At 39.1% G+C, this 22,775-nt stretch carries 24 protein-coding genes and 1 tRNA gene; 18 read left to right on the forward strand and 7 right to left on the reverse strand.

Annotation, left to right across the window (positions count from 1 at the left end):
• Nucleotides 1-39 precede the first annotated feature (39 nt).
• From thrS to EHR07_RS16675, 18 genes are all read left to right on the forward strand, one after another.
• Nucleotides 40-1,953 (forward strand): threonine--tRNA ligase, encoded by a 1,914-nt coding sequence (gene thrS, locus EHR07_RS16590; RefSeq protein WP_135746079.1) that lies wholly within the window; start codon nt 40-42, stop codon nt 1,951-1,953.
• Nucleotides 1,954-2,001: 48 nt separating this feature from the next.
• The gene (locus tag EHR07_RS16595) at nt 2,002-2,883 is read left to right on the forward strand and encodes a hypothetical protein (RefSeq protein WP_135746080.1); all 882 of its coding nucleotides are present in this window, start codon (nt 2,002-2,004) and stop codon (nt 2,881-2,883) included.
• Between the two features lie 89 nt (nt 2,884-2,972).
• Nucleotides 2,973-3,536, forward strand: a complete 564-nt coding sequence (infC, locus tag EHR07_RS16600) for a translation initiation factor IF-3 (RefSeq protein ID WP_135599828.1) — start codon at nt 2,973-2,975, stop codon at nt 3,534-3,536.
• Nucleotides 3,537-3,544: 8 nt separating this feature from the next.
• The gene (gene rpmI / locus EHR07_RS16605; protein WP_002988170.1) at nt 3,545-3,745 is read left to right on the forward strand and encodes a 50S ribosomal protein L35; all 201 of its coding nucleotides are present in this window, start codon (nt 3,545-3,547) and stop codon (nt 3,743-3,745) included.
• A 3-nt stretch (nt 3,746-3,748) separates the two neighbouring features.
• Nucleotides 3,749-4,102: a 50S ribosomal protein L20 gene (gene rplT / locus EHR07_RS16610; protein WP_002975326.1), complete on the forward strand. Its 354-nt coding sequence runs from the start codon at nt 3,749-3,751 to the stop codon at nt 4,100-4,102.
• 57 nt (nt 4,103-4,159) lie between these two features.
• Nucleotides 4,160-4,798 (forward strand): hypothetical protein, encoded by a 639-nt coding sequence (locus EHR07_RS16615; protein ID WP_135746081.1) that lies wholly within the window; start codon nt 4,160-4,162, stop codon nt 4,796-4,798.
• Nucleotides 4,799-4,803: 5 nt separating this feature from the next.
• Nucleotides 4,804-5,121 carry a cell division protein ZapA gene (locus EHR07_RS16620; protein WP_135746082.1) on the forward strand — a complete coding sequence of 106 codons (318 nt, stop codon included), beginning with the start codon at nt 4,804-4,806 and terminating at the stop codon, nt 5,119-5,121.
• Complete coding sequence (locus EHR07_RS16625; RefSeq protein WP_135746083.1) at nt 5,118-5,702, forward strand: 5-formyltetrahydrofolate cyclo-ligase; 585 nt, start codon at nt 5,118-5,120, stop codon at nt 5,700-5,702. Before EHR07_RS16620 ends, EHR07_RS16625 begins: the two co-directional genes overlap by 4 nt.
• 36 nt (nt 5,703-5,738) lie before the next feature.
• Entirely contained in the window at nt 5,739-6,242 is a 504-nt protein-coding gene (locus EHR07_RS16630; protein ID WP_135746084.1) for a chemotaxis protein CheW, read from the forward strand.
• A gap of 18 nt (nt 6,243-6,260) precedes the next feature.
• Entirely contained in the window at nt 6,261-9,470 is a 3,210-nt protein-coding gene (locus EHR07_RS16635; RefSeq protein WP_135746085.1) for a chemotaxis protein CheW, read from the forward strand.
• The gene (locus EHR07_RS16640; RefSeq protein ID WP_135746086.1) at nt 9,467-10,534 is read left to right on the forward strand and encodes a protein-glutamate methylesterase/protein-glutamine glutaminase; all 1,068 of its coding nucleotides are present in this window, start codon (nt 9,467-9,469) and stop codon (nt 10,532-10,534) included. Before EHR07_RS16635 ends, EHR07_RS16640 begins: the two co-directional genes overlap by 4 nt.
• Nucleotide 10,535: 1 nt before the next feature.
• A complete protein-coding gene (locus EHR07_RS16645) occupies nt 10,536-10,898 on the forward strand; it encodes a response regulator (protein ID WP_002975323.1) in 363 nt (120 codons plus the stop codon).
• Nucleotides 10,899-10,901: 3 nt separating this feature from the next.
• Nucleotides 10,902-11,645 (forward strand): segregation and condensation protein A, encoded by a 744-nt coding sequence (locus EHR07_RS16650; RefSeq protein WP_135746087.1) that lies wholly within the window; start codon nt 10,902-10,904, stop codon nt 11,643-11,645.
• A gap of 6 nt (nt 11,646-11,651) precedes the next feature.
• A complete protein-coding gene (scpB, locus tag EHR07_RS16655; protein ID WP_135746088.1) occupies nt 11,652-12,281 on the forward strand; it encodes an SMC-Scp complex subunit ScpB in 630 nt (209 codons plus the stop codon).
• Nucleotides 12,282-13,373 carry a prephenate dehydratase gene (pheA, locus tag EHR07_RS16660; RefSeq protein WP_135746089.1) on the forward strand — a complete coding sequence of 364 codons (1,092 nt, stop codon included), beginning with the start codon at nt 12,282-12,284 and terminating at the stop codon, nt 13,371-13,373.
• Nucleotides 13,370-14,263 carry a prephenate dehydrogenase gene (locus EHR07_RS16665; RefSeq protein WP_135746090.1) on the forward strand — a complete coding sequence of 298 codons (894 nt, stop codon included), beginning with the start codon at nt 13,370-13,372 and terminating at the stop codon, nt 14,261-14,263. The genes pheA and EHR07_RS16665 overlap by 4 nt, the downstream gene beginning before the upstream one ends.
• Nucleotides 14,260-15,417, forward strand: coding sequence for a DUF1343 domain-containing protein (locus EHR07_RS16670; RefSeq protein ID WP_135746091.1), 1,158 nt, complete (start codon nt 14,260-14,262; stop codon nt 15,415-15,417). The genes EHR07_RS16665 and EHR07_RS16670 overlap by 4 nt, the downstream gene beginning before the upstream one ends.
• Nucleotides 15,418-15,471: 54 nt before the next feature.
• The gene (locus tag EHR07_RS16675; RefSeq protein WP_135746092.1) at nt 15,472-16,062 is read left to right on the forward strand and encodes a LemA family protein; all 591 of its coding nucleotides are present in this window, start codon (nt 15,472-15,474) and stop codon (nt 16,060-16,062) included.
• A 142-nt stretch (nt 16,063-16,204) separates the two neighbouring features.
• On the opposite strand, the gene EHR07_RS16680 is transcribed toward EHR07_RS16675, so the two are convergent.
• The 7 genes from EHR07_RS16680 to EHR07_RS16710 all read right to left on the reverse strand — a co-directional run bounded on the left by EHR07_RS16680 (nt 16,205) and on the right by EHR07_RS16710 (nt 22,703).
• Nucleotides 16,205-17,635 (reverse strand): MBOAT family O-acyltransferase, encoded by a 1,431-nt coding sequence (locus EHR07_RS16680; protein WP_135746093.1) that lies wholly within the window; start codon nt 17,633-17,635, stop codon nt 16,205-16,207.
• A 1-nt stretch (nt 17,636) separates the two neighbouring features.
• Nucleotides 17,637-18,875 carry an LA_2490 family SGNH/GDSL-type esterase gene (locus EHR07_RS16685; protein WP_135746094.1) on the reverse strand — a complete coding sequence of 413 codons (1,239 nt, stop codon included), beginning with the start codon at nt 18,873-18,875 and terminating at the stop codon, nt 17,637-17,639.
• A 42-nt stretch (nt 18,876-18,917) separates the two neighbouring features.
• Nucleotides 18,918-19,868 (reverse strand): LA_2486 family SGNH/GDSL-type esterase, encoded by a 951-nt coding sequence (locus tag EHR07_RS16690; RefSeq protein ID WP_208739867.1) that lies wholly within the window; start codon nt 19,866-19,868, stop codon nt 18,918-18,920.
• On the reverse strand, nt 19,852-20,532 hold the full coding sequence (locus tag EHR07_RS16695; RefSeq protein WP_135746095.1) for a DUF6989 domain-containing protein: 681 nt from the start codon (nt 20,530-20,532) through the stop codon (nt 19,852-19,854). Before EHR07_RS16695 ends, EHR07_RS16690 begins: the two co-directional genes overlap by 17 nt.
• Nucleotides 20,533-20,624: 92 nt before the next feature.
• Nucleotides 20,625-20,698: transfer RNA gene (locus EHR07_RS16700), tRNA-Val, on the reverse strand.
• A 14-nt stretch (nt 20,699-20,712) separates the two neighbouring features.
• The gene (locus EHR07_RS16705; RefSeq protein WP_135746096.1) at nt 20,713-21,996 is read right to left on the reverse strand and encodes a UvrD-helicase domain-containing protein; all 1,284 of its coding nucleotides are present in this window, start codon (nt 21,994-21,996) and stop codon (nt 20,713-20,715) included.
• 47 nt (nt 21,997-22,043) lie between these two features.
• Nucleotides 22,044-22,703, reverse strand: coding sequence for a class I SAM-dependent methyltransferase (locus tag EHR07_RS16710; protein ID WP_135746097.1), 660 nt, complete (start codon nt 22,701-22,703; stop codon nt 22,044-22,046).
• Nucleotides 22,704-22,775 lie beyond the last annotated feature (72 nt).

Raw genomic sequence — 22,775 nt, forward strand, 5'->3', positions numbered from 1 at the left:
TTCGGGAGAGGGTAAGTGCGAAAACCTGGGTAAAGAATTATGGCAGCACTTACAATCACACTACCAGATGGAAGTTCCAAGGAACTAGAATCGGGTAAATCCTTTTCCGATTTCATCCAAGCTCAACTGCCTTTCTTGAAAGAGAAAGCTTTAGCCGTTGTTTTGTCCGATGGTCGCACTGTTGACCTCTCTTTTATTCCTCAGGCAAACACCACGGTAAAGTTTCTCACCTTTGATGATAAAGAAGGTAAAGAAGTTTTCCATCATTCTTCTGCACACTTACTGGGAATGGCTGTCCAAAGACTTTGGCCTGAGGCAAGGCTCACTGTCGGCCCTGTCATTGAAAATGGTCCTGGATTTTTCTTTTATGATATTGATTTTGGGTCTACCATTTTAACCCCAGAAGACCTCCCTAAAATCGAAGCGGAGATGGCAAAAATAGTCAAAGAAGACCTCGTTGTCAAACGTTGGGAACTTTCCAAAGAAGAAGCCATTGAAAAATTTAAAAAAGAAAACGAACCTTATAAAGTAGAACTCATCCAAGGATTCGATTCCACATCTGTTTCGTTATACGGACAAGGGGAATGGTATGACCTTTGTCGGGGACCTCACGTGGCTCGTACGGGCCAACTCAAAGCTTTCAAACTCACTGCGATTTCTGGTGCCTATTGGAAGGGTGATTCCAAAAACAAACAGCTCACCCGCATTTATGGTGTCTCTTTTCCCACCAAAAAACAGTTAGACGAATATATTTTCCTCATTGAAGAAGCCAAAAAACGAGATCATAGAAAACTTGGGAAAGAACTGGATCTTTTTAGTTTCCAAGACGAAGCTCCCGGATTTCCTTTTTGGCATCCCAAGGGAACTGTCCTTTGGAACACTCTGGCTTCTTATATTCGAGAAGAATGTTTTAGACGCGGGTACCAAGAGATCAAAACACCTGCGATTTTAAATTCCTCTCTTTGGAAAAAGTCAGGCCATTGGGATAATTTTAAAGAGAACATGTACTTCACAGACATCGACGAAAGTGAATTTGCCGTAAAGCCAATGAACTGTCCTGGGTGTTGTTTGATTTACAAATACCATATGCACTCTTATAGAGAACTTCCACTTCGGTTTATGGAACTTGGGAATGTACATCGACATGAAATGTCGGGCGTTCTTCATGGACTTTTTCGTGTAAGGGCATTCACACAAGATGATGCTCATATTTATGCTCCACTTGATAAAGTGGAATCCGAAGTAGAAGACATCATTGATTTTACTTTTGATGTGTATAAAAAATTTGGATTCACCGAGTTCAAAACGTTTATTGCGACAAGGCCAGAAAAGTCCCAAGGAAGTGATGAAGATTGGAATCTCGCCACACAAGCATTACACGATGCATTGAAGAAAAAAGGAATCGAATACGGAATCAAAGAAGGGGACGGTGCTTTTTACGGACCTAAAATTGAATTCAATATCAAGGATTCCCTTGGTAGATTATGGCAATGCGGAACCGTACAAATTGACTTCTCTATGCCGAATCGTTTTGAACTCGACTTCACTGCTTCGGATGGAAAAAAACATGCACCAGTCATGATCCACAGAGCTATCTACGGATCATTGGAAAGATTCATAGGAATTCTCATCGAACACTTCGAAGGGAAATTTCCATTATGGCTCAATCCAACACAAATTCGTGTCTTAACTGTGGCAGAAGTTCATAATGATTATGCTAAAGAAGTATATCAAGATTTAGTAATGCAAGGTTTCCGAGTTGAGATGGACCTTCGGAATGAAAAGATCGGAAGTAAAATTAGGGATTCCATCCTAAAACGAAGCAGTTATACTTTGATTTTAGGGGATAAAGAGAAAGAAGCAGGATCTATTTCCTTCCGCCGTATGGGAGAAGAGAAAACAGAAACGGTTTCTCGCGATGGATTTTTATCTTTACTGAAAGGTGATCTTTAAATAAAGAAATTTCTTGACTAACCATTGGGGGGATGCACACTCCCTCCAGTGCCACAAAATCTAATCATCACCAAACAAGTCGAGCCGGTGACATACGATTTGGATCTTCCTATCCATCCACCGTATGATGCCCGTGATGCGTTTGATGCCATTCCCATGCAGCTTCTTCCTTTTGCAGAAGGTCTGACTGTGGGTTGGAAGGTGAGTCCAATGCAATTTGTGGATGGTCTCGGTCGTGATTTGAAATTTGATTGTCCAAGCATTGTCATCACAGGCGGGCAAAACCTAGGGGGAACACCTGTGGTTCTCTATGTGGTAGCTGCTTTTTATGATTCCAGAAATCGTCTTCTTTCTTGCCAAACGAGCGAACACATTGTCCAACTTTGGGAAAGTTATGATATCCCAGGACTTTGGAGTCGTTTTCCTTTTCCCATTACTGAAATTGCCAGAGCCTCTGTAGGAATTACTTCCTTTGGTTGGGAAGATCCGCATCCCAATCCCAATCAAAACCATCCCCAAGGGAAACCTAAGTCAGAAACTAAATATGAATGGAAAAGGGAAGGGGGAGTGGTGGGAACTTATAGTTTTCAAAAATGGAATCCTGGTACTGGTGAGCTTCTTTTTGCCACAGAACCACTCACGAATGAAAACCGTCTTCGAATCCGTTTAGAACGCAGAAAGAGCGAAGGTTTAAGTTACATAGCTCTCGTCCAGTCCCAATCCCCAGTGCAACCACGGAAATCCTTCGATAATTTGATCCAATATGCTTTTTACAACCAAGAGGGTAGGCTTTGCCACGGAGGTTCTTGTATGGGAGTGGGAAATCATGGAGATTTGGTCTCACTGGTTCCCATTTTGCCAGAAATTCTAGATTCCGAGGCCTTGTATTTGGAGCTTGTGGTCTGGGAAGGGCCCGCAGGGTCGCTTTAATCCTACTACCTAACATTTCCTAAAGAAATGTACTTGCGTGCTTAGTTTTTCATCCGAAATTGGAAATTGAAAGAAATTTCGGAGACTGAATGCAGAAACGGCCCAACCCTAGAGGGAACCCAAACCAAGATAAATTCGCCCACATCAGAATTAACGAACAAATTACCAATGTAGCATCGATCCGACTCGTCAGTGACGAAGGGTCTGATATCGTTACTCTGGACGAAGCTCTGAGAAGAGCTAAGGAAGCTAACCTTGATTTGGTGGAAGTCTCGGGTGACCAGGATGTTCACGTCTGTAAGCTGATCGATTTTGGAAAATACAAATTCGAACTTCTTAAAAAAACAAAAGAAGCGAAAAAGAAACAACACGTTGTCACGGTGAAAGAAATTAAAATCCGCCCGCGGATTGATAACCATGACTTCGAGATTAAGAAGCGTCATGCTTTAGAATTCTTGCAAAAGGGTGATAAAGTAAAAGTGACTCTTCGATTCCGAGGCAGAGAGATGGTTCACTCTGAAATTGGAATGAATATTGTTAACCGGTTTGTCGAGGACCTAAAAGAGCATGCCTCTCCCGAAAAAATGCCGGTACACGACGGAAAGACGATAGTGGTCGTGATGAACCCAATTAGTGAAAAACCTAAAGGATAAAAACAACTATGTATAAACTAAAAACAAATAGGGCAGCAGCCAAACGTTTTAAGTTTACCAAGTCTGGTAAAATTAAACGTGGTTGTGCGTTCCGAAGACATATCTTAGAGAAAAAATCTCCTAAGATGAAACACCAAAGCCGTGGAATGCACCTCATCCACGAAACCGATTATAACCGTGTAGAAAAACTTCTACCTTACGGAGGTTAAACGATGCCACGCGCAGTCAACGGAACCATCCATAAGAATCGTAGAAAAAAAGTTCTCGCTAAAGCAAAAGGTTTTCGAGGCGGACGTTCTAAACTTTTTAGAACAGCAAAATCTGCTGTGATGAAAGCAGGTCAATGGGCATACCGTGACCGTAGAAAGAAAAAGTCCGAATTTCGTAAACTTTGGATTACGAGAATCAATGCCGCAGTAAGAGAAAATGGAATGTCTTATTCAAAATTCATCCATGCACTTAAAACACACGGAATCAACTTAGATAGAAAAACTTTGGCTGATCTTGCTTACAACCACAAAGAAGTATTCAACGCCATCGTAGAAAAAACCAAAGTCGCTAAGTAAATTAGTGCTTGATTGGAATAGAATAGCTCGACTATTCTATTCCATCGGATTGTTATCATGTTAAAAATCGAAACCATTGAAGAGCTAGAAAGTAAAGTTGTTAAGGCTTTGGAGTTAATCCAAGACCTGAGAACGGAAAATGCACGTCTGGAGACGGAAAACGAATCCCTCCGCGCAGAAAACGACCAGATGAAGCTCGCAATGGAGGAGAAGGAACGTGAACTCAAAACACTTCGTTCCCAACTCCAAGAAGCAAACGATGAGTTAAACCAACTCCGCGAAAGAGAAGGACTTTTGGAATCCAAAGTCCACCAACTCCTTGGTCGTTTGGATGGACTTCCTACAACAGGAAGTTCGGCTCCAAAACCACAACCAAATACAGATTCCAATTCTGTGGGACCAGAAACACCTGCGGTTACTTCTCTCACTCCCAGTTTAGTCGCAGAAGAAGATGATGAAATTATCCTTTTGGATGAAGAAGAATCTGAGTTCCATACCGAGGAAACTCTAGAAAAATCTCCTGCCTCCGCATCCTTTGAAAAAGAAGAACTCGTTGTCGAATCGGAAGAAGAAATTCCGACTGTGGATATCGATGAAGATGATGACATCATCATTGACGACGATGACGAATCAATCAGCGTATTTGATGCTGATGACGATGATGATTTTTTAATTATCGAAGACGATCCTAAATAATTTGTATGGCAGAATCTGCCCCAAAATCGCAAAAAATAACCAAACAAATCTTTGGTGAGACGTATACCATTGTTGGCGAAGCATCCTCAGGATATATTTCTGAGGTTGCTGATTACGTGGAACAACGTCTTTTAGATTTAGCAAAGGCACTTCCAAACGCATCTAAAACTAAATTGGCAGTATTATGTGCTCTGAATTTAGCTGATGAACTTTTTCAAATGAAAGAAGCCTCTGCCAAATTAAACGAAAATCCTGAATTAGAAGAAAGAACAAAAAAGATCATTTCTCTCTTGGAAGAGGGGATCATTGGGGATCATTTTTGAATCCAATTTCAAAAGCAGATGCTAGAGAAATTCTAAAAAAGAACCTTCCGAATCTTCCAGAAAGGGAAGACCATGAGGCTGCGATTTTAAGAAGGTTATTCCCTCTATTACAAGGCAAATCCAAAATCATTACCTATTCGCCCGATCTATTGTATGAAGTAGATGTACTTCCTGTCATTGAATCTTGCCCCCTACCAAGGCCAACTGGATTTATTGAAGCTAGACATTCGGCGAAATGGTATTTCCCTCGGATGGAAGAGGGAAAAAAACTGAGGTTTCTACGACCCCATTCTTTTGTGAAGAACGACCTTGGGCTCTTTGAACCGATTGGAGATGAGGAGATCTCCGTAGAAGAAGCCGAATTGATTCTTGTTCCTTCCCTTGGTTTCAATGAAAAAGGATACAGATTGGGACGAGGTGGTGGCTATTATGATCGCATTTTAAATTCAGAAACTCTCCAAAAGAAAACAGTGGGGCTTAGTTTTTCTAAACTTTTTCCCGTCCCATTCCTTGCAGAAACTCACGATTTAAAAATAGGAAAAATGATTACGGAAATCCAGATTCATTCGTTTTTAGATTGAATCCACGTAGGATTCTGACACGATTCCAGGTAGCATATGGACCAAGAAACATTACTCACATCCCTGGCGGAAAAAACCAAAATGGAACAAGAGTCCGATTTGGGAGACTTGGAACAGTTCCTTACATTTACCATTGAAAAAGAATTCTTTGGCATTCGTTTGCTTCTAGTTCACGAAATTTTAAAACCAGTCCTCATTACAAGGATTCCGAACGTGGATGATTATATTTTAGGTGTCATCAACCTACGTGGTGAAATCATTCCTATTGTGGATTTGAAAAAAAGATTCCATGGAACTGATTCTGAAATATTTCCAGTTTCGCGTATCATCGTGATTATGTTAGATGAAAAGCGGATTGGTGTTCTTGTTGATGAAGTCAAACAGGTTGTAAAAATCCAAAAAGATTTTATCAGTTACACAACTGATGACTTGTCGTTAAACTATAGTAAGATGGTTGAGTCAGTATCTAGATACGAAGACCATTTGATTTTGAATTTGGATTTGGAACAAATTGTTGATTTTGTTTCATCCGCAAAGTAAAGAAAAAGGGATACGACATTGGCTGGAATTTTAGGCGAATACACAGAAGTTTTCCTGGAAGAATCAGAGGATCAAATTGAGGAACTAAATTCCAATTTGGTAAAACTCGAAAAAGACCATGAAAACCCAGAAATCATCAATGACATCTTTCGTGCAGCGCACTCTTTAAAAAGTTCTTCTGCTTTCGTTGGACTGTACAATTTATCCGATTTAGCCCATACGATGGAAAACCTTCTCCAAAAAATTAGAGAAGGTAGTTTAGAAATTAACGTTAAACTTGTTAATTTACTCTTTGAATGTTTTGATTTGATCAAACAGGTGATTGAAGGTGTTGCTAATGGTGTAAAGGTGGAAACTCCTTTTACAGACATGATTAAAAAACTGCAAGATTATGAAGCCTCTCCATCTCAATCTGGTTCAGGTTCAAATCCAGCTCTAAAATCAAACGAACCAGCGAAGTCAAAAGAAAGTTCTCCCTCTTCTATCACTTTAAATGAAGAAGAAATTTCGGAGATCCGTCAATCTTTGAAAGAAGACAGCGGTCAAACTGCTTATTCAGTTTCTTTAAAGTTGAAAGACGAAACTCCCATGCAAAATCTTCGCCTTCTTTTGATTTTGCAATCCGTAAAACAATCTGGCGTTATTATAAAATGTAATCCTTCCGAAGATGCCTTGGACAATGGACAGGGAAGTTTTGCATTATCTTTTGTTACTGTCACAAAACTTGGTAAACACGAACTTCATGTTCAATGTAATATCGATATGGTGGATACTCTTTCGATTGAGGAAATCAAACTTCCTGAAACAGAAATGGATGCTCTTGAAAAAAGAGAAGAGAATTCATCTCAAACAACTTCGGCAAACCAATCTACTGGTAGTCTTGAAACAGAAGAAAAACTTGTGACAAAAGGTTCGGCCAACTTTGATAAGGCGGTCACGGATTCTAAAGTAGTCATGAGAACTATAAAGGTTTCTTCTGACAAACTAGACCAACTCATGAATAACGTGGGAGAACTAGTGATCACAAACTCTGGATTTCAAAAAATCTATGATGATTTAGTGGCACAGTTCGGTGAAGATTCCTTATTCAATGAACTCAAAGGTAAAATTGATCAAATCAACCGGATTTCCAAAGACTTACAAACTGGAATTATGAACATCCGTATGGTTCCGATTGGATCTGTATTCAATCGGTTCACAAGGCTCATTCGTGATCTTTCTCTGGAAACTGGTAAACAGGTGAACCTGGTATTACGTGGGGAAAACACAGAACTTGATAAAAAAGTAATCGATGCCATTGGGGAACCACTCATCCATCTCATCCGAAATTCGGTGGATCATGGAATTGAGTCTCCTGCGGAAAGGCGAGCTTCTGGGAAACCGGAAGAAGGAACTGTGGAACTCAATGCCTACCAAGGTGGATCCAATATCCTTGTGGAAATTCGCGATGATGGTAAAGGTTTAAATAAAGAAAAGATTTTGAAAAAAGCCATCGAACGAGGGCTTGTGAACGAATCGGATGCACAGAATTTAGCAGAATCCGATATCTTCCAATTTATATTTGCACCAGGTTTTTCTACGGCAGATAAAATTTCTGATATTTCTGGTCGTGGCGTGGGAATGAACGTGGTCAATAAACTCATTGAGGAGTTTAAGGGTAAAATTCTCATTCATTCCGAAGAAGGGAAGGGATCGTCCTTCACCCTATCTTTCCCACAAGCACTTGCAATCATTCCATCCATTCTTGTGATTATGGAAGAGGAAGTATATGCATTCCCACTTTCGGAAGTTTCCGAAACGATTAAAGTCAACTTGGACCAAATCACAACTCTAGAAGGACACGAGATCATCAACTTACGAGGAGAGGTATTACCGATTTATCGTTTGAACCGAATCCTTGGCCTTGCCGACAAACAAGAGATTGTGGAAGTTCCTGTGGTCATCGTAAATTATAAAACAAGAAAACTTGGGTTTATGGTCGATGATCTGATTGGAAAACATGAAACTGTAATTAAATCTTTAGGTAAAAATTTCAAAGACATCCAAGGTCTTACAGGTGCCACCATCATGGGAGATGGAACCATCATCCTAGTGTTAGACATTCCAGGTCTTGTGGAAATTGCTGCCGATAAAGTGGATTGGACTGACAAATTAGTGGCTGGCGAGATGATGAAACGTGCCTCGACCATTCGTTCTTTGGAAATGTCTGATTCTGAATTTATGTTTAAATCCAACCATCCAACAAACCGCTATAATGCGAAGTTGATTGAGTTACGTGCTAAAGATAAGTCAAGAGTCAAAAAAGATAAACATAAAGTAGAAAAACATGTAATTGTACCAAAAGAAGAAGTGTTTACGGAAGAACCTGTCACTAACCCGAAAATCAAGACGGAAGTGGTCAAAACAGAAACAGAAGTGAACGGTGATTCTAATGAATCTTCCAAATCGGCAACAGCAACACTTGTGATCGATCATAAAACAGATGAAATCCATCGTTTGGCTGATGTCGCAAAAATCGAAAATGTTAAGTTAACCGAAAGGGAACAAGCCGCAGAAATCATAAAAGGTTTTGTGGAACAAAAAGAAGAAAGATTAAATCAAGTAACTGCCTTAAATTCGGAAGCTATTAATGAGATCATGTCTTCGAAAGATATCAAAAAACTAGAGAATATTGTAAATACAGGTATGATGAATGCCGGGGTCGTACTCTCTCAGTTAGTTGGTAAAGAAGTAGAACTTTTTATTCCTGAGATCAAACTCACTGATAGAGAGGGTTTGGCAAAAGAATTTAGATATTCTATGGATCAGTTTTTTGGAATGAAAATTCGTATGACAGGTGACCTCAATGGAAACCTACTTATGATGTTTTCCGAAGAAAATGGATCTGAAATTGCAAAAGAACTTCTTGGATCTGAAGATGCTAAGTATGCAGATGGAAACCAACACAAACTATCAGAAGATATGGTATCCGTATTATCAGAAATTTCAAATATCGTATGTTCCAGTGTCATGAACTCCCTTTCCAACAAATTGAAAAAGGAAATCCTTCCTTCAGTTCCGGAGATGATTACAGGAAGTTTTATGGATGTAATCGACATTGTAAAACCTGAACGAACCAAGTTTTTGTCCATGCATACAGAATTTAACCACCAAGGTAGTAATTTAATTGGTGTTTTAGTATTCCTACCTGACTTTGATGAACTGGTAGATTTGATTCATAAATCATGAATAAAAAACCTACAGTTGTCATTATTGATGATTCACTCCTTGTAAGGAATATCTTAAGTGATGCCCTCACCAAAAAGGATGAAGTACAGGTGATTGCTACCGGGAAAACCGGGATGGATTGTATTGATTTAGCCGGTAAGTTAAAACCAGACTTTATCGTTTTAGATATTGAGATGCCGATCATGGATGGGCTTACGGCCTTAGCTGAAATCAAAAAATTAAAATTACCAAGTCATGTGATCATGCTTTCGGTTTTAACCCAACATGGGGCTGATGCTACGTTTAAAGCTTTGGAACTTGGTGCTGTTGATTTCATTCCTAAACCATCCAGTGGGAATCAGTTTTCGCCAGAAGATATTGCTGCGGTTTTGTCCGCAAAAATCAAAGGGTTTTCGGATTCAAAGCAGCCGAGCATCGAAGTTCTCCTAAGGCCCGAGAGAACCGAACGCCAATTAAATAAAAGTTTTCAAAAACCAATCAAAGTAGAGGCTATCGGAATTGGCACCTCCACGGGAGGGCCGAAAGCTTTGCAGACTGTATTTGCAAGTATTCCGGAAGACTTTACGAAACCTATCTTTGTTGTGCAACATATGCCAGCAGGGTTTACGAAGGCCTTTGCAGACAGATTGAATTCATTGTCTAAGATACAAGTTAAAGAAGCAGAAGATGGTGATCTGGTACATCCAGGCACTGCTTATATAGCTCCCGGTGATTACCAAATGAAGGTAATTACTAAAGGAAGGGATCATGTCATTGAGCTGAACCATACGGGGCAGGTCAATGGGCATAGACCGTCCATCGAAGTATTGTTTGATAGTTTGGTTGAGGCTTACGGGGGAGATCATCTTTTATCCATCATCATGACTGGTATGGGAAAAGATGGATCACAAGCCATCACCAACATTCACGCCAAAGGTGGTATTACTTTGGCGCAGAATGAAGCAACATCGGTTGTGTACGGAATGAACCGAGTTGCTGTAGAACTAGGAGGGATAGATTTTGTCCTTCCAGTGGAAGATTTAGTACCAAAAATGATTGAATTATTAAAGTCGAGAGGGAATTAACATGGCAAGAATTTTGGTTGTAGATGATGCAAAATTCATGAGAACGCTCGTAAAAGATGCGTTAGTTGGTGCGGGTCACGAGATCGTAGGTGAAGCTGAGAATGGTAACATTGCGGTAGAACAATACAAAAACTTAAAACCGGATTTGGTTACTATGGACATTACCATGCGTGAAAAAGATGGAATTGAAGCAACGAAAGAAATTATTAAATTTGATGCTTCTGCCAAAATCATTATGGTAACGGCTCTTGGTCAGGAAGATTTACTGGCAAAAGCAATCAAGATGGGTGTTAAGGATTTTGTTGTAAAACCTTTCCCACCAGAAAGATTGCAACAAGCGGCAGCAAAAGCACTAGGTTTATAAATCGTGTCCCAATCCCCGGAGTTTATCGTCCGGTGGCAGAACCAGGACGGAGGACTGACAGAAGGACCTTTAACGGTTTTATGGTCTCTGATTGATAGTTATAAGGTGGATATTTTTGAAGTCTCCCTTTCGCGTATCACATCCGATTTCATTCAATTTTTGAGAACCAGTCAGTCCTTATCGATTGAACTTACTTCCGAGTTTGCCGTGATGGCATCTCATTTGGTATATTTAAAATCCAAAGCCTTGTTACCGGATCCCGGTTTTGAGGAAGAAGATTATGACCCACCCCTACCGAAAGAACTAGTCGATAAATTACTCGAACACAAAAAGTTCCAAATGGCCGGACAACGTTTGGCGGAACTGGACAGGCTGACGGCCGGAATGTTTACCCGGGAAACTAACCAAGTTTTGGATGAAACCGAAGTTTGGTTGGATGTAAGCCTTGTGGATTTAATCTCCGCATTTAATTCGATATTGGAACAAGAGTCTTCCAATGAAATGGAAGACCTAGTGCCAATCTACGAAGGAGTAAGTCAATACTCCGTTGAGGATAAAATGGCCTATTTACAGGGTCTTTTAGAAAAAAACGGGGAAATCCATTTTATGGATTTGTTCGAAACAGAAAAACCGGAAAAAAAAGAAATCGTCGCTGCCTTCCTTGCCGTATTAGAAGTTGTTAAAATCCGAGTCTGCAAAGTCATCCAACACGCAGTTTTCGGTGAAATCAAAATAGTCAAGGTTTAGATTCATTTGGAAGAAAGAACGTATACTAAGGGCCTTCTTGAGGCGCTTCTTTTTTTATCTTCAGATCCAATCAAATTGTCTGCGCTTGCCAAGTCTGCTGGGATCGAAAAAACGGAAGCCCGGGAACTCCTTGATGAACTCATCCTTGATTACCAAGAAAAAGAAGGCGGTTTTTTGCTCAGAGAAATCGCCGGTGGTTATCAGTTTATCACCAATCAAAAATACAGCGAAATCTTAGCTCATATCTTTAAAGATAAAAAAAGAGAAACCCTTTCTCGTGGAACCCTAGACACACTTGCCATCATTGCTTACAAACAACCGATCACTTTGACAGAACTGGATGAAATTCGAGGAGTTTCTTCTCGCGCTATGGTAGCAAGTTTAATGTCTAAAAAATTAGTCAAAGCTGTGGGACAAAAGGAAGTTCCGGGTAGACCTACATTGTATGGAACTACCAACGAATTTTTGTTACACTTTGGTCTCAGTAAACTCACAGACCTTCCTACACCTGTGGAAGTGAAGGAACTTAAATTTGAAGAATTTACGCCTGAATCCATTATTGTGACTGATGAGACTGAAATGAATCCTGATTTTGATACAAGCACACTACCGGATGAATTACAAGAAGAGGTTTAAATGAGTAGTGCAGAAGAAGAACTAAAAAAACTCCGTGCTGGTATCGATTCATTAGACACAGAAATCATAACACTCATTCAAAAACGGGCTGGTTTTGCCCAGGAAATTGGTCGTGTCAAAAAAGAATCAGGTGGTCCTATTTACCGTCCTGATCGTGAAAAAGATGTATATGAAAAAGTAACAAAATTATCAGGGGGCCCACTTCCTTCTTCTGTGATTCGTGCAATTTACCGAGAGATGATGTCGGGAACTATCGCCTTAGAACACCCGTTAAAGATTGGTTTTTTAGGCCCTGAAGGAAGTTTTTCTCATTCTGCACTTCGTTCCAAATTTGGAAGTTCTATTGAAGCAGTTCCTCAAACTTCGATTCCAGATGTGTTTCGAATGGTGGAAGAGGGGAAATTGGATTACGGAGTGGTTCCTGTAGAAAATTCCACAGAAGGCCAAGTCAGTTCCACTTTGGATATGTTTTTAGAAACAGACCTCGTCGTATATTCCGAGTTATACCAAAGAATCTCGTTTTCACTGCTTGGATTTGAAACCGATCTTTCTCTTGTGAAAAAAATCTATGGGATACGAATTGGAAACGAACAATGCCGCAATTGGATTTCAGCAAACCTTCCAAATGCAGAAGTTGTGGATACATCTTCTACTGCGATGGCGGCAAAGTTAGTATCCGAAAGAAAAGACGGCCTTGCCATTGCATCCAAAATAGCTGGTGAAATTTATAATTTAAATGTAATTGCGGAAGGGATTGAAGATTATTCGGGAAACACCACTCGGTTTCTTGTGATCGGCAAAACAGAATCCCCTAAAACAAAAGAAGATAAAACTTCGATTGTGTTTTCGATTCCAAACCAAACTGGCTCTTTGTTTGCAGTTTTAAAAACTTTTAATGATGCTTCGGTTAATTTAACAAAAATTGAATCTAGGCCACTAAAACGTAACTTATGGGAATACCATTTTTTTGTAGATTTTATTGGTCATAAAGAAGATCCAAAAATTGCTGAACTTCTACAAAAAGTAAAATCACAATGTACTTTGTTTAAACTATTAGGTTCTTATCCAACTGCCGGATCTTTTCCTACATGAACCTCTCCAGAGTTATGATTTATGGAATGGGCCTTATGGGAGGATCCCTTGCCCTCTCAATTCGCGGGAAATTTCCCGAAACAAACATTACGGCAGTGGTTCGTTCCGAAAAAAGTAAACATACAATTCTAAGTAAAAAATTAGCAAACCATGTGGTTTTACAAAGTGAAATGGAATTACCTGATTGGTCTAACTATGATTTGGTGGTTTTTAGTACTCCTGTGGAATCCATTTTAAAAATCATTCCTACACTTCCAAAATCTGGAAATACCATTTTTATCGATTTAGGATCTACCAAAGAAACAACGGTTACGGCTGTGGAATCTTATTACGGGACGCAAACTCACAATTATATTTCTACTCATCCGATGTGTGGTTCAGAACAAGCTGGTCCTGATGCCGCTGTAGAAAATTTATATGTGGATAAACTTTGTATCTTAACGAAACCAAATTCGGCATCTGGTACAAGTTTGGAATGGGTGCGAAGTTTTTGGGAAAGGGTTGGATCTTGGACCATAGAGATGGATTCGAAATCACATGATGAAACTTTAGCTTACCTTTCTCATCTTCCTCATGTGGTATCCACCATTCTTGTGAATGTGGCAGGTGCCAATTTTAGGACCATGCAAGAAGTGACAGGGATCTCCAAGCCAATTACAGGTGGTGGGTTTCGGGATATGTCAAGAATTGCTGGATCAAATCCTGAAATGTGGATTTCGATTTTTAAAGAGAATAAAGATTTTTTACGTAAATCGATTGACGATTTTATTTTCCAACTAACAGAGTTTCGCGATTTATTGAAACCGGATTCACCTTTTGACGAAAATAAAATGCGAAGCCTTTGGGAGTTGGCACAGTCAAATAAAGAAGAAATTCGAAAATCAAAATGAAGTTTTTAAAAAACCTAAATAAATTGAGCGGCTGTAAGGCGGCCATTCTTACCAACCAAAGTGCATTTGGTTTTCGTGGAAAATACCATTACCAAACCTATTCTGAAATTTTTGATTTAAAAACTATATTTTTGCCGGAACACGGACTGTTTGCCGAGTTACAAGACCAGGTGAGTGGAGATGAACTAAAATATCTTTTTGGAAATATGCAGATAGTGAATCTATATGGGAAGGAAGAATCAAGTTTAGTCCCACCAAAAGAAAGTTTAAGTAATGTAGATGTGATCATCATTGATATTAAAGATGTTGGTTCTAGGTATTATACTTTTTTAACAACAGCCTATTATATTTTATGTGAGGTTTCTCGTTTAAAACAGAAAACAGGAAAAGCTCCACTTTTTTTAGTCATCGATTCACCCAATCCGATTGGCAAAAAGATAGAGGGAACTCCTCTGCAAAAAGAATTTGAGTCTTTTGTAGGTGTTACTTCTGTTTTGCACAGACATGGTCTCACCCCAGGCGGATTATTGTCCTATTATAATGAAACCTTCCAGTTAAAGGTAGATGTGATAGTGGTTCCAGTCGGTGTTATCCATCCAAAATCAGTATCAAGTTTTGAATGGGTTCCTCCTTCACCAAATATCCCAACGCAGAATACTTGTTTGGTGTATCCAGGAATGTGTTTATTGGAAGGAACCAATTTATCAGAAGGAAGAGGAACAACCAAACCTTTCGAAACCTTTGGAGCACCTTATTTAGTTGGTAAAGCAAAAGAGGAATTGGATAGACGATTGTCTTCCCACCAATCTGGAAATTTTATTTTACGGAACTTACGATTTTTACCTACATTTCATAAGTATGTTGGTTCCATTTGCGAAGGTTACCAACTCATGGTATTAAAACCAAAACAGTTCCATTCTCTTTATTTTATATTATACTTTTTGAAACAAGTAGCAGAGTTATTCCCCAAAGACTTTGATTATTTAAAAGGAGTGTATGAATTTCGTTCTGATCGCCCAGCGATTGAACTACTTGCCGGTGATTCTACTCTTTTGGACTATTTATATGGCAAAGTCACTGATTCCGATCTAGAAATCTATTTGCAAGAATCGGAAAGTCTTTGGACAAGGGCAATAAAACCGTTTCGATACTAATTTTTTTAACAAAATGGTGTTGCCGACCGACTAAAGCGTAGGTATACAATCACCATGACAAGAATGTTTCGAACCATTTTTCTAGTTTCCCTTATGGCAACGCTGCTTACCAACTGCGGTTATAACCGCATCCAAGAGTTGGATGAAGAAGTGACTGCTTCTTGGGCCGAAGTTCTCAACCAATACAAACGAAGATCTGACTTAGTACCCAATTTGGTTTCTGCAGTCAAAGGATTTGCCAACCAAGAAAAAGACATTATGAAAGGAATTGCGGATGCAAGAGCAAAAATTGGATCCATCCAAGCAACTCCTGAACTGGTGAACAATCCTGAAAGTTTAAAACAGTTTGACCAAGCACAAGGTCAATTGGGATCTGCATTGTCTAGACTTCTTATGATCCAAGAAAACTATCCACAGTTGAAATCAGACCAACATTTTTCTGATTTGATGGCTCAGTTGGAAGGAACAGAAAATAGAATTACTGTAGCAAGAAATCGTTTTATCAAAGCAACCAAAGAATATAATGTGTACATCCGTCAGTTCCCTGCGGTGCTTACTGCAAAAGCCTTTGGTTATGATGCAAAAGCAACCTTCACTGTGGAAGACCAAAAAACAATTGAGAATGCTCCGAAAGTAGAATTTTAATTCAGAAATAAAAGATTAATTGAATATAAAATTCAACGCTTATTACAAATTGGATTCCTACTTAGCGTAACACTTACGTAAAGTGAATCGATAGAACTTTCGTTTATGATACAAAGCCGGCAAATACGCCGGCTTTTTTTATTTAGAACTGGAAGTAGAGGAAAGGACTCGATACGGTCACACTATAGATAATAAAGGAAGTGATATAGAGTAAAATACAAGATGGAATTAGAAAGTATAAATTATCGGTAATAAATTTAAATCTGTCTTCATCTCGATCTTGTAAAATATCTACTAAAAATAAAAATGCAACTAAGATCACAAGACTGATACTCATCTGAGGGAACATTCCGGATGCTCCCGTAAAAGCACGTTCTAACATGATATTGGCGATACCCATTCCCGTGGATACTTCTGGGGTTGCTTTGGCTCGAAAGAAAAAACAAGATAAAACAAAAATACCAACAGGATAAATTGGTTGGAGAGAACGTGGGACTCTGTTCCAGGCATTGCGCATGGATTCAAATTTAAATACGAATTTTTCTACCACCATCATCGTAGAGTGGAGAGTTCCCCAAAATACAAAGGTCCAATCGGCTCCATGCCAAATTCCTGAAACAAAGGTTGTAATGAATAAATTTACATAAGCCATAATTTCCCCTCTTCTGTTTCCGCCGAGAGTGATGTACACATAGTCACGTAACCAAGAGCTAAAGGAAATATGCCAACGCCTCCAGAGTTCGCTGAGAGTGCCTGATAAAAAAGGACGATCAAAGTTTTTTGGAATATGGAACCCAAGGATCCTTGCGGTTCCTATGGCGATGTCAGAGTATCCGGAAAAATCACAATAGATTTGAACTGCAAAAAGAGAAGCTGCTATCCACATCGCAATCCAATTGTATTCCATTGGACTTGCGTAAACAGGATCGATCACATAAGAAATAGGATCCGCAATAAAAGTTTTTTTGAAGATTCCCCAGAATAGTTGTTTGAGGCCTTGTTTTAAGTTTTCTTTGGAAAAGTCTTTGGAATCTAAAAATTGGTGTAGGACATCGCTGGCACGTAAAATCGGACCTGCCACGAGTTGCGGAAAAAATGCGAGAAAAAGTCCAAAATGAAAAATGGATTTGGCTCTTTCCACCACACCTTTGTAAACATCAACAGCATAAGACACCGCTTGTAGGGTAAAAAAGCTGATTCCCATAGGAAGAAGGATTCCTGATTTTTGCACAAATTCAGGATCACATGGTGTTAATGAAAAAGTTTGGTTCCAAACAGTTATGGAGAAATCCAAATACTTAAATACAAATAGTAAACTTAAATTACTCCAAACGGCAACGTTTAACCAAAAGAGCTTTTTTCCTTTTGAGGAGGCAAATTCCATGTAATCCACAGCAAGTTTTGTAATCACAAAGGAAAATACGAGGAGTATTAAAAAGGGAATTCGAAAGATTGCATAGAAATACAAGCTAACAATGAATAACCAAAGACCCTGGAACCTTTTTGGAATCAAAAAATATACAAGGATTACAACAGGTGCAAAAATCAAATAGTGAACAGAATTAAAAAGCATATTATTTGATTTCCTTTAGGGCCTCAGCAATTGATTCGGCTGCCCAAAGATTTCCCAGTTTTGTTAGGTGGCCATCGCCAGGAATATAGTAATCTTGAATTCCTGCTTTTTTTGTTTGTCCATGTACTGTAAATTCACGGCCGCACATTTTGTCAGTATAAGGTAGAATGTCCAAAGTTTTGATTCCTTTGGAGTCTAAATACCTTTTGGCGCGAATGGCATAACCACCGAGCGCATTATATTTTCCCAATTGTCGGCAATACACTTCTTCGATTTGCATGGGAAGGATCACTGGAACAAACTTGTATCCTCTTTCTTTGGAAAGTGTTATCATTAAATCATAGGCCCTTGTAGTGGTTTCAGGAAGAGGTTCAAGAGAATTCGGATCCACTGGAGTATCAGAACATAACACATTTAAATTTTGAAGAGGAGTGGGACAAACAAACTCTGTTTGATCTTCGCATTTCTTTTGTTTAACAGGAAGTATAAATGTTTCTCGTAAATATACGAGAGGAGAAGTCGAAAGTAATTCTGTATCAGCTTTCACTAAGTATTTAGTTTGTGCAAACTTAACTTTGGTTTGTTCATAAGCAAGTTTTAGGGCTTGCAAAAGATAAGAAACTCTAGTCAGTTCAAATTGAATGCGAAAGTTCTTTTTCCATACAGGGTCATTTTCATGAAGGGCATCGTTTTCATCATCGGGAAGGATACCTTGGGCACGTAATTCCTCTGGCATCGTAAAATCATTAGGTGAAATAAAAAACAAAACAGTTTGGATATTGTCAATTTTTGTAGACATATCTTTAAGTCGTTTGTAGGAACCAAGGGAACCATAAGCATCTACGCCTAAATTCAGTGTTTGGAAACTTAATCCGTTCTCTTCAAATCCACCGAGCCTAGAACAAAATGTATCTTCATCAGAAACACCAAATCCCATCACCAAACTATCCCCAAGACAAACAAGTTTCGGTTTTCCTGGAATGGGTTCTTCCTGCCCTCTCAGTCCCAGAGAATTGGTTGTGAACTGTCCTTGCCAAAGATCGGCATAGTGACGAACAAAACGACTTTCGTTTGGTTCTAAAGTGACTCCATATTCAGGATGGTAGGCATGCAGAAGTTTGACATCGCGGTAATAACGTAAGGCAGGCGGATTGGAAGCTCGTAAAATCAACTCCAAGGAAAGTAACGCCAACGGGAAAAATAGGACAATGGCTCCCCATCGTTTCCAGTTTTGAATCATATCCCTCTAAACTTTAGAATTCATGCTGGGAATCAAGCATTTCTAAGGTAAATTTAGGAAGTGCTTGGCTATGGCATCGGCAAAAAGTTCCGCGAGCGCAGGGCCCGGATGACCATCGCCCGGGATATAAACCGGTTTTCTTTCTTTAAATAATAACTCAGTTTTGGTACGGAGGTCTATCGTTTTTACTCCCTGTTCGTTAAAGAACTCTTTAGCCATTTCATAATTCCTATCTTTGGTATCGGGGTAACCTTCTTTTGACATCCCCCAACTGAAAAGTATAGTTAGTTTTTCTTTAGGAACCAATGGGTCGCTAAAAAATTTTCTTAAATTGGAATACGTGATATGATTTTTGGGATAGAGGATTGGCTTACCGTACGAAGTGTACACATTTGTTTGGGGGGGTGGGAGTAGGATTCGATAGAAATAAGAATTTTTTGCTAGAAAGTAATGAATGGGATAAAGATATCGTTTGATTCCCACTTTTTCTCTTTCATCGTCAATGAAGTCGGAAGGATTCCAGATCCAATAAATCTTTTCTGGAAGATTCTCTTGATTTTGGGATTTCAGAGACTCTTTTAGGATTTTTAAAACTCCATTAGTTCCGATGGCATCCACGGCAAGTAATCGAGATTCTAATTTGTATTTGGATAATAAATAATAGGTGGGAGTTTCGTTGGTGGGGAGTCCATAACCCATCGCCATAGAATCTCCGATGAACCAGAGCTTTGCGGATTTTGTTTTCTCGGAGAGAACTCTTTCTCCCAAATCATTGGTTTGGATGTCCCAAGTTTTTCCATCTTTTCGAATAAAACTAGCTTTCTGATTGGGACAAAGGCGAATTTCAGAGAAATCATACAAACAATGTAATTGTCTATACCGAATTTCATCAGTATCAGCTTTAGATAAGAGTCTAAAACAAACCTCTCCCATTAAAAAAATGAAAAGAGGAGTGATTGTGAATAAAAATATTAGTTTATAGAATTTTTTCAATGAGAAGGTAAAAGAAAGAAAGGTTTCCAATATAAAGAAGCATCACTAAAAAACCCATTGCAATTTGAAAGATATAAGCGGAATACGAAAATCCTTGGTAGGCAAGATAAGCTGTAACACCTAATACCATTTCTGGAACTAATACGTAGTAGGCGACTTTTCCCCACATCTTTACATTTTGAGGATACCAAGATCCTAAAATCCACATAGTGGCTTCCGAGGTTCCAAAAATAGCTAATGCAACAATTCCAACCCAAAGGCAAGTTCCTACAATCGAAACTGACATCTCCTCCAGTTTGATTCCCGTATACACGCAGATAAAAAGTGGGATGGCCCAAAGTCCTGCCATATACCCAGATACAGTTCCAATTTTCAAAAAACCATCCTCAGGGAAAACTAAGATTTGTAAGGCGCTAGAGAGAAACCAATCGGGAAATATCATAAGGATCGATAAAGGAACCAAAAATTTCCAAATACGAAACGGAGTATGCCAACGAAGTAACAAACTTAAACCAGCAAAACTGATATGAAATAACAAGGTGAGGGAGGCAAGTTTGATTCCGGATGGACTTTGTGACCAATACATAACAAATCCGGAGATTATACTAAATACTAAAAAATACAAAGCCAATAGGAATTCTTCTGCAAGGAACTTAGGTTTCATCGCTTCGAAGTTTAAGGATGATTGGAAAGGATGCAAGTCGAAACTGAAAGGAATTGATACGAAAAAATGAAAATGCGAAGATGATCGATACTTGGGAGATACTGGGTTCGAACCAGTGACCTCTACCATGTCAAGGTAGCGCTCTAACCAACTGAGCTAATCCCCCAAGGTAAAACCACTTCACCAGAGCCGAGCCCACCGTAAAGTACGATTTCGAAGCCGGTTCCGGATAGAAAAATCTTCGCTCATCCGGTCCGCTAATCGGTTTGGTTTGGTAAGATCAGGAATTAAAAGAACCAAATTGTCTTTGGCTCGGGAAAGGCCAACATAGAGAATCCTTCTTTCTTCCGCTTCATCTATATCTTCTAAGTCTTCACTCCAGCCAAATACCAAATCCAGTAGGACGGTGGCAAATTCTAATCCTTTGGCACTATGGATGGTCATGACTTGCAAAGGAGGAACTCCATTTTCGATCCACTCTCTTTTTCTGTAGTTACTGCGAGTGAGGATCACAGCAGAGGAATCCATATTATACCAGTCCTTCCAAATTTTTATAGGATCTTCTTTGGAATCTTTAATTCTTTTTACAAGAAAAACCCCTTTTTCTTTGCGGAAGGTTTTTACCTGTTTGGTGATTTTCTCTTTATTTTTTTTTAAGGGAAGTAAAGAGGATTGTATGATTGAGTTCTTAGAACGATAGTTAGTGGATAAAAAGAATTGGATCACATTAGGAAAATGATGGGGGAATTCTAAAAAAGGTTTGGGAGTGGCCCCGCGAAATCCATAGATGGCCTGCCAATCATCCCCGACTACAGTGATGGATTGAAAATCCATTTTTTTTATGATTTGGAGTTGGACTTCATCCGTATCTTGAAACTCGTCTATAATCAAAGTTTTCCATTTGTTTTTGACTGCATTTGCAGGTTCTGTATCCAGAAACTTTAGGAAATCAAAAATCAAATCATCAAATTCAAAATAATAATTTTGATTTTTCCATAATTGGAAAGAGGTTTGGAATGATACGTATTTTTCTAAGGAGAGTTCTCTAAAATATTTGGCATTATTTTTAAATAAGATCGGAAAGGGGATTCCTCCAATTTCAAATTGTATAGGACTTAGGAATTCTTTTATGATCTCCCATTTTTTATATTCACTTAGTAGTTTGTATTTTGACCAGTCTTTTGAATGGTCGTAATGTTTGAGTGCAAAGTAACAAAACGCATGAAAGGTGGAGATATGATACTCTAAAGAAAGACCTTTTTTCTTGCACCTTTCTTTAAATTCATGGGTAGCTTTTTTGGTAAAGGTAACTATAAGAGTATTTTTTGGTGGAATGGATTTTTGTTTTTCTCTTTCTTCCAAAAGCCCAACCATCGTTGCCGTTTTCCCGGATCCAGCACCAGCAATCACTTGTTTGATGGGATGAGTTGACTCTATAATGGACTTTTGTTCTTTGCTCCACATATATACATAAGCGGAAAGAAATAAGAGATTGGTTCTAGTTTTTTAAATTATTGTTTGAAGACAGCGCTGTCTTCGTCTTCTTCTTCCTTGAGATCGTAATATCCATAAATAAAACTGGAACTTGCTTTCACTTCCATTCCATAAAAATGTTCGGAAATTCTGCCTGATTTTGTAACTTCTAATTTGTATTCTTCTGCTAGAAATTTCATTTTATCCATAGAGATTTTTTCATTAATTTTAGGACCGAAACCTGATTCCGTTTTTGACCAATCTACTATAAAAAGTCGCCCGCCAGCTTTCATAGACCGAATGAGTCCATCCATCGCCAAACCAGGATTAGGGAATGTAGATAGGGAAAGGGAAGCAAATATGATTTCGGGAACAGGTACCCATTCTGGAAGTAGGGGGTGGTCGGACTGGTCAATATGGAAAGGGGTGAGTTGTTCAATGCCCTCCATGAGTTTCCGCCGTAAAATCATGTCGATAATCTCTTGTTGGCATTCGGCGGCCCAAATCCATACATGGGGAAACCACTTTCTAAATTCAGTGAAGTAAAATCCTAGTCCACTACCAAAGTCCACGAGGTTATTTAGCCCCTTCCAATTGAAAAATGCATACACATCCTCTGGTGGACAGACTTCTCTCCTATGGCTAGAAAGTAAGTATTCCTGGTAATGGGGAGAACGGTAGTATTCCATGTCGGACATAATGACAATTCTCACAGAAAAGCAGGGAAAGTACAAACGAAAAATTCAATTAGGGGACCTTTACCACCGAAA

It is taken from the genome of Leptospira bandrabouensis, from assembly GCF_004770905.1.
GTDB classification, from domain to species: domain Bacteria; phylum Spirochaetota; class Leptospiria; order Leptospirales; family Leptospiraceae; genus Leptospira_A; species Leptospira_A bandrabouensis.

Excerpts from the sequence above, each read along its gene's own strand:
- EHR07_RS16645 (WP_002975323.1), top strand. The coding sequence starts at position 10,536 with ATGGCAAGAATTTTGGTTGTAGATGATGCAAAATTCATGAGAACGCTC.
- EHR07_RS16620 (WP_135746082.1), top strand. The coding sequence starts at position 4,804 with ATGGCAGAATCTGCCCCAAAATCGCAAAAAATAACCAAACAAATCTTT.
- EHR07_RS16640 (WP_135746086.1), top strand. The coding sequence starts at position 9,467 with ATGAATAAAAAACCTACAGTTGTCATTATTGATGATTCACTCCTTGTA.
- EHR07_RS16705 (WP_135746096.1), bottom strand. The coding sequence starts at position 21,996 with ATGTGGAGCAAAGAACAAAAGTCCATTATAGAGTCAACTCATCCCATC.
- infC (WP_135599828.1), top strand. The coding sequence starts at position 2,973 with ATGCAGAAACGGCCCAACCCTAGAGGGAACCCAAACCAAGATAAATTC.
- EHR07_RS16680 (WP_135746093.1), bottom strand. The coding sequence starts at position 17,635 with ATGCTTTTTAATTCTGTTCACTATTTGATTTTTGCACCTGTTGTAATC.
- rplT (WP_002975326.1), top strand. The coding sequence starts at position 3,749 with ATGCCACGCGCAGTCAACGGAACCATCCATAAGAATCGTAGAAAAAAA.
- rpmI (WP_002988170.1), top strand. The coding sequence starts at position 3,545 with ATGTATAAACTAAAAACAAATAGGGCAGCAGCCAAACGTTTTAAGTTT.
- EHR07_RS16710 (WP_135746097.1), bottom strand. The coding sequence starts at position 22,703 with ATGTCCGACATGGAATACTACCGTTCTCCCCATTACCAGGAATACTTA.
- EHR07_RS16665 (WP_135746090.1), top strand. The coding sequence starts at position 13,370 with ATGAACCTCTCCAGAGTTATGATTTATGGAATGGGCCTTATGGGAGGA.
- EHR07_RS16615 (WP_135746081.1), top strand. The coding sequence starts at position 4,160 with ATGTTAAAAATCGAAACCATTGAAGAGCTAGAAAGTAAAGTTGTTAAG.
- EHR07_RS16670 (WP_135746091.1), top strand. The coding sequence starts at position 14,260 with ATGAAGTTTTTAAAAAACCTAAATAAATTGAGCGGCTGTAAGGCGGCC.
- pheA (WP_135746089.1), top strand. The coding sequence starts at position 12,282 with ATGAGTAGTGCAGAAGAAGAACTAAAAAAACTCCGTGCTGGTATCGAT.
- EHR07_RS16675 (WP_135746092.1), top strand. The coding sequence starts at position 15,472 with ATGACAAGAATGTTTCGAACCATTTTTCTAGTTTCCCTTATGGCAACG.
- EHR07_RS16685 (WP_135746094.1), bottom strand. The coding sequence starts at position 18,875 with ATGATTCAAAACTGGAAACGATGGGGAGCCATTGTCCTATTTTTCCCG.
- EHR07_RS16630 (WP_135746084.1), top strand. The coding sequence starts at position 5,739 with ATGGACCAAGAAACATTACTCACATCCCTGGCGGAAAAAACCAAAATG.
- thrS (WP_135746079.1), top strand. The coding sequence starts at position 40 with ATGGCAGCACTTACAATCACACTACCAGATGGAAGTTCCAAGGAACTA.
- EHR07_RS16695 (WP_135746095.1), bottom strand. The coding sequence starts at position 20,532 with ATGAAACCTAAGTTCCTTGCAGAAGAATTCCTATTGGCTTTGTATTTT.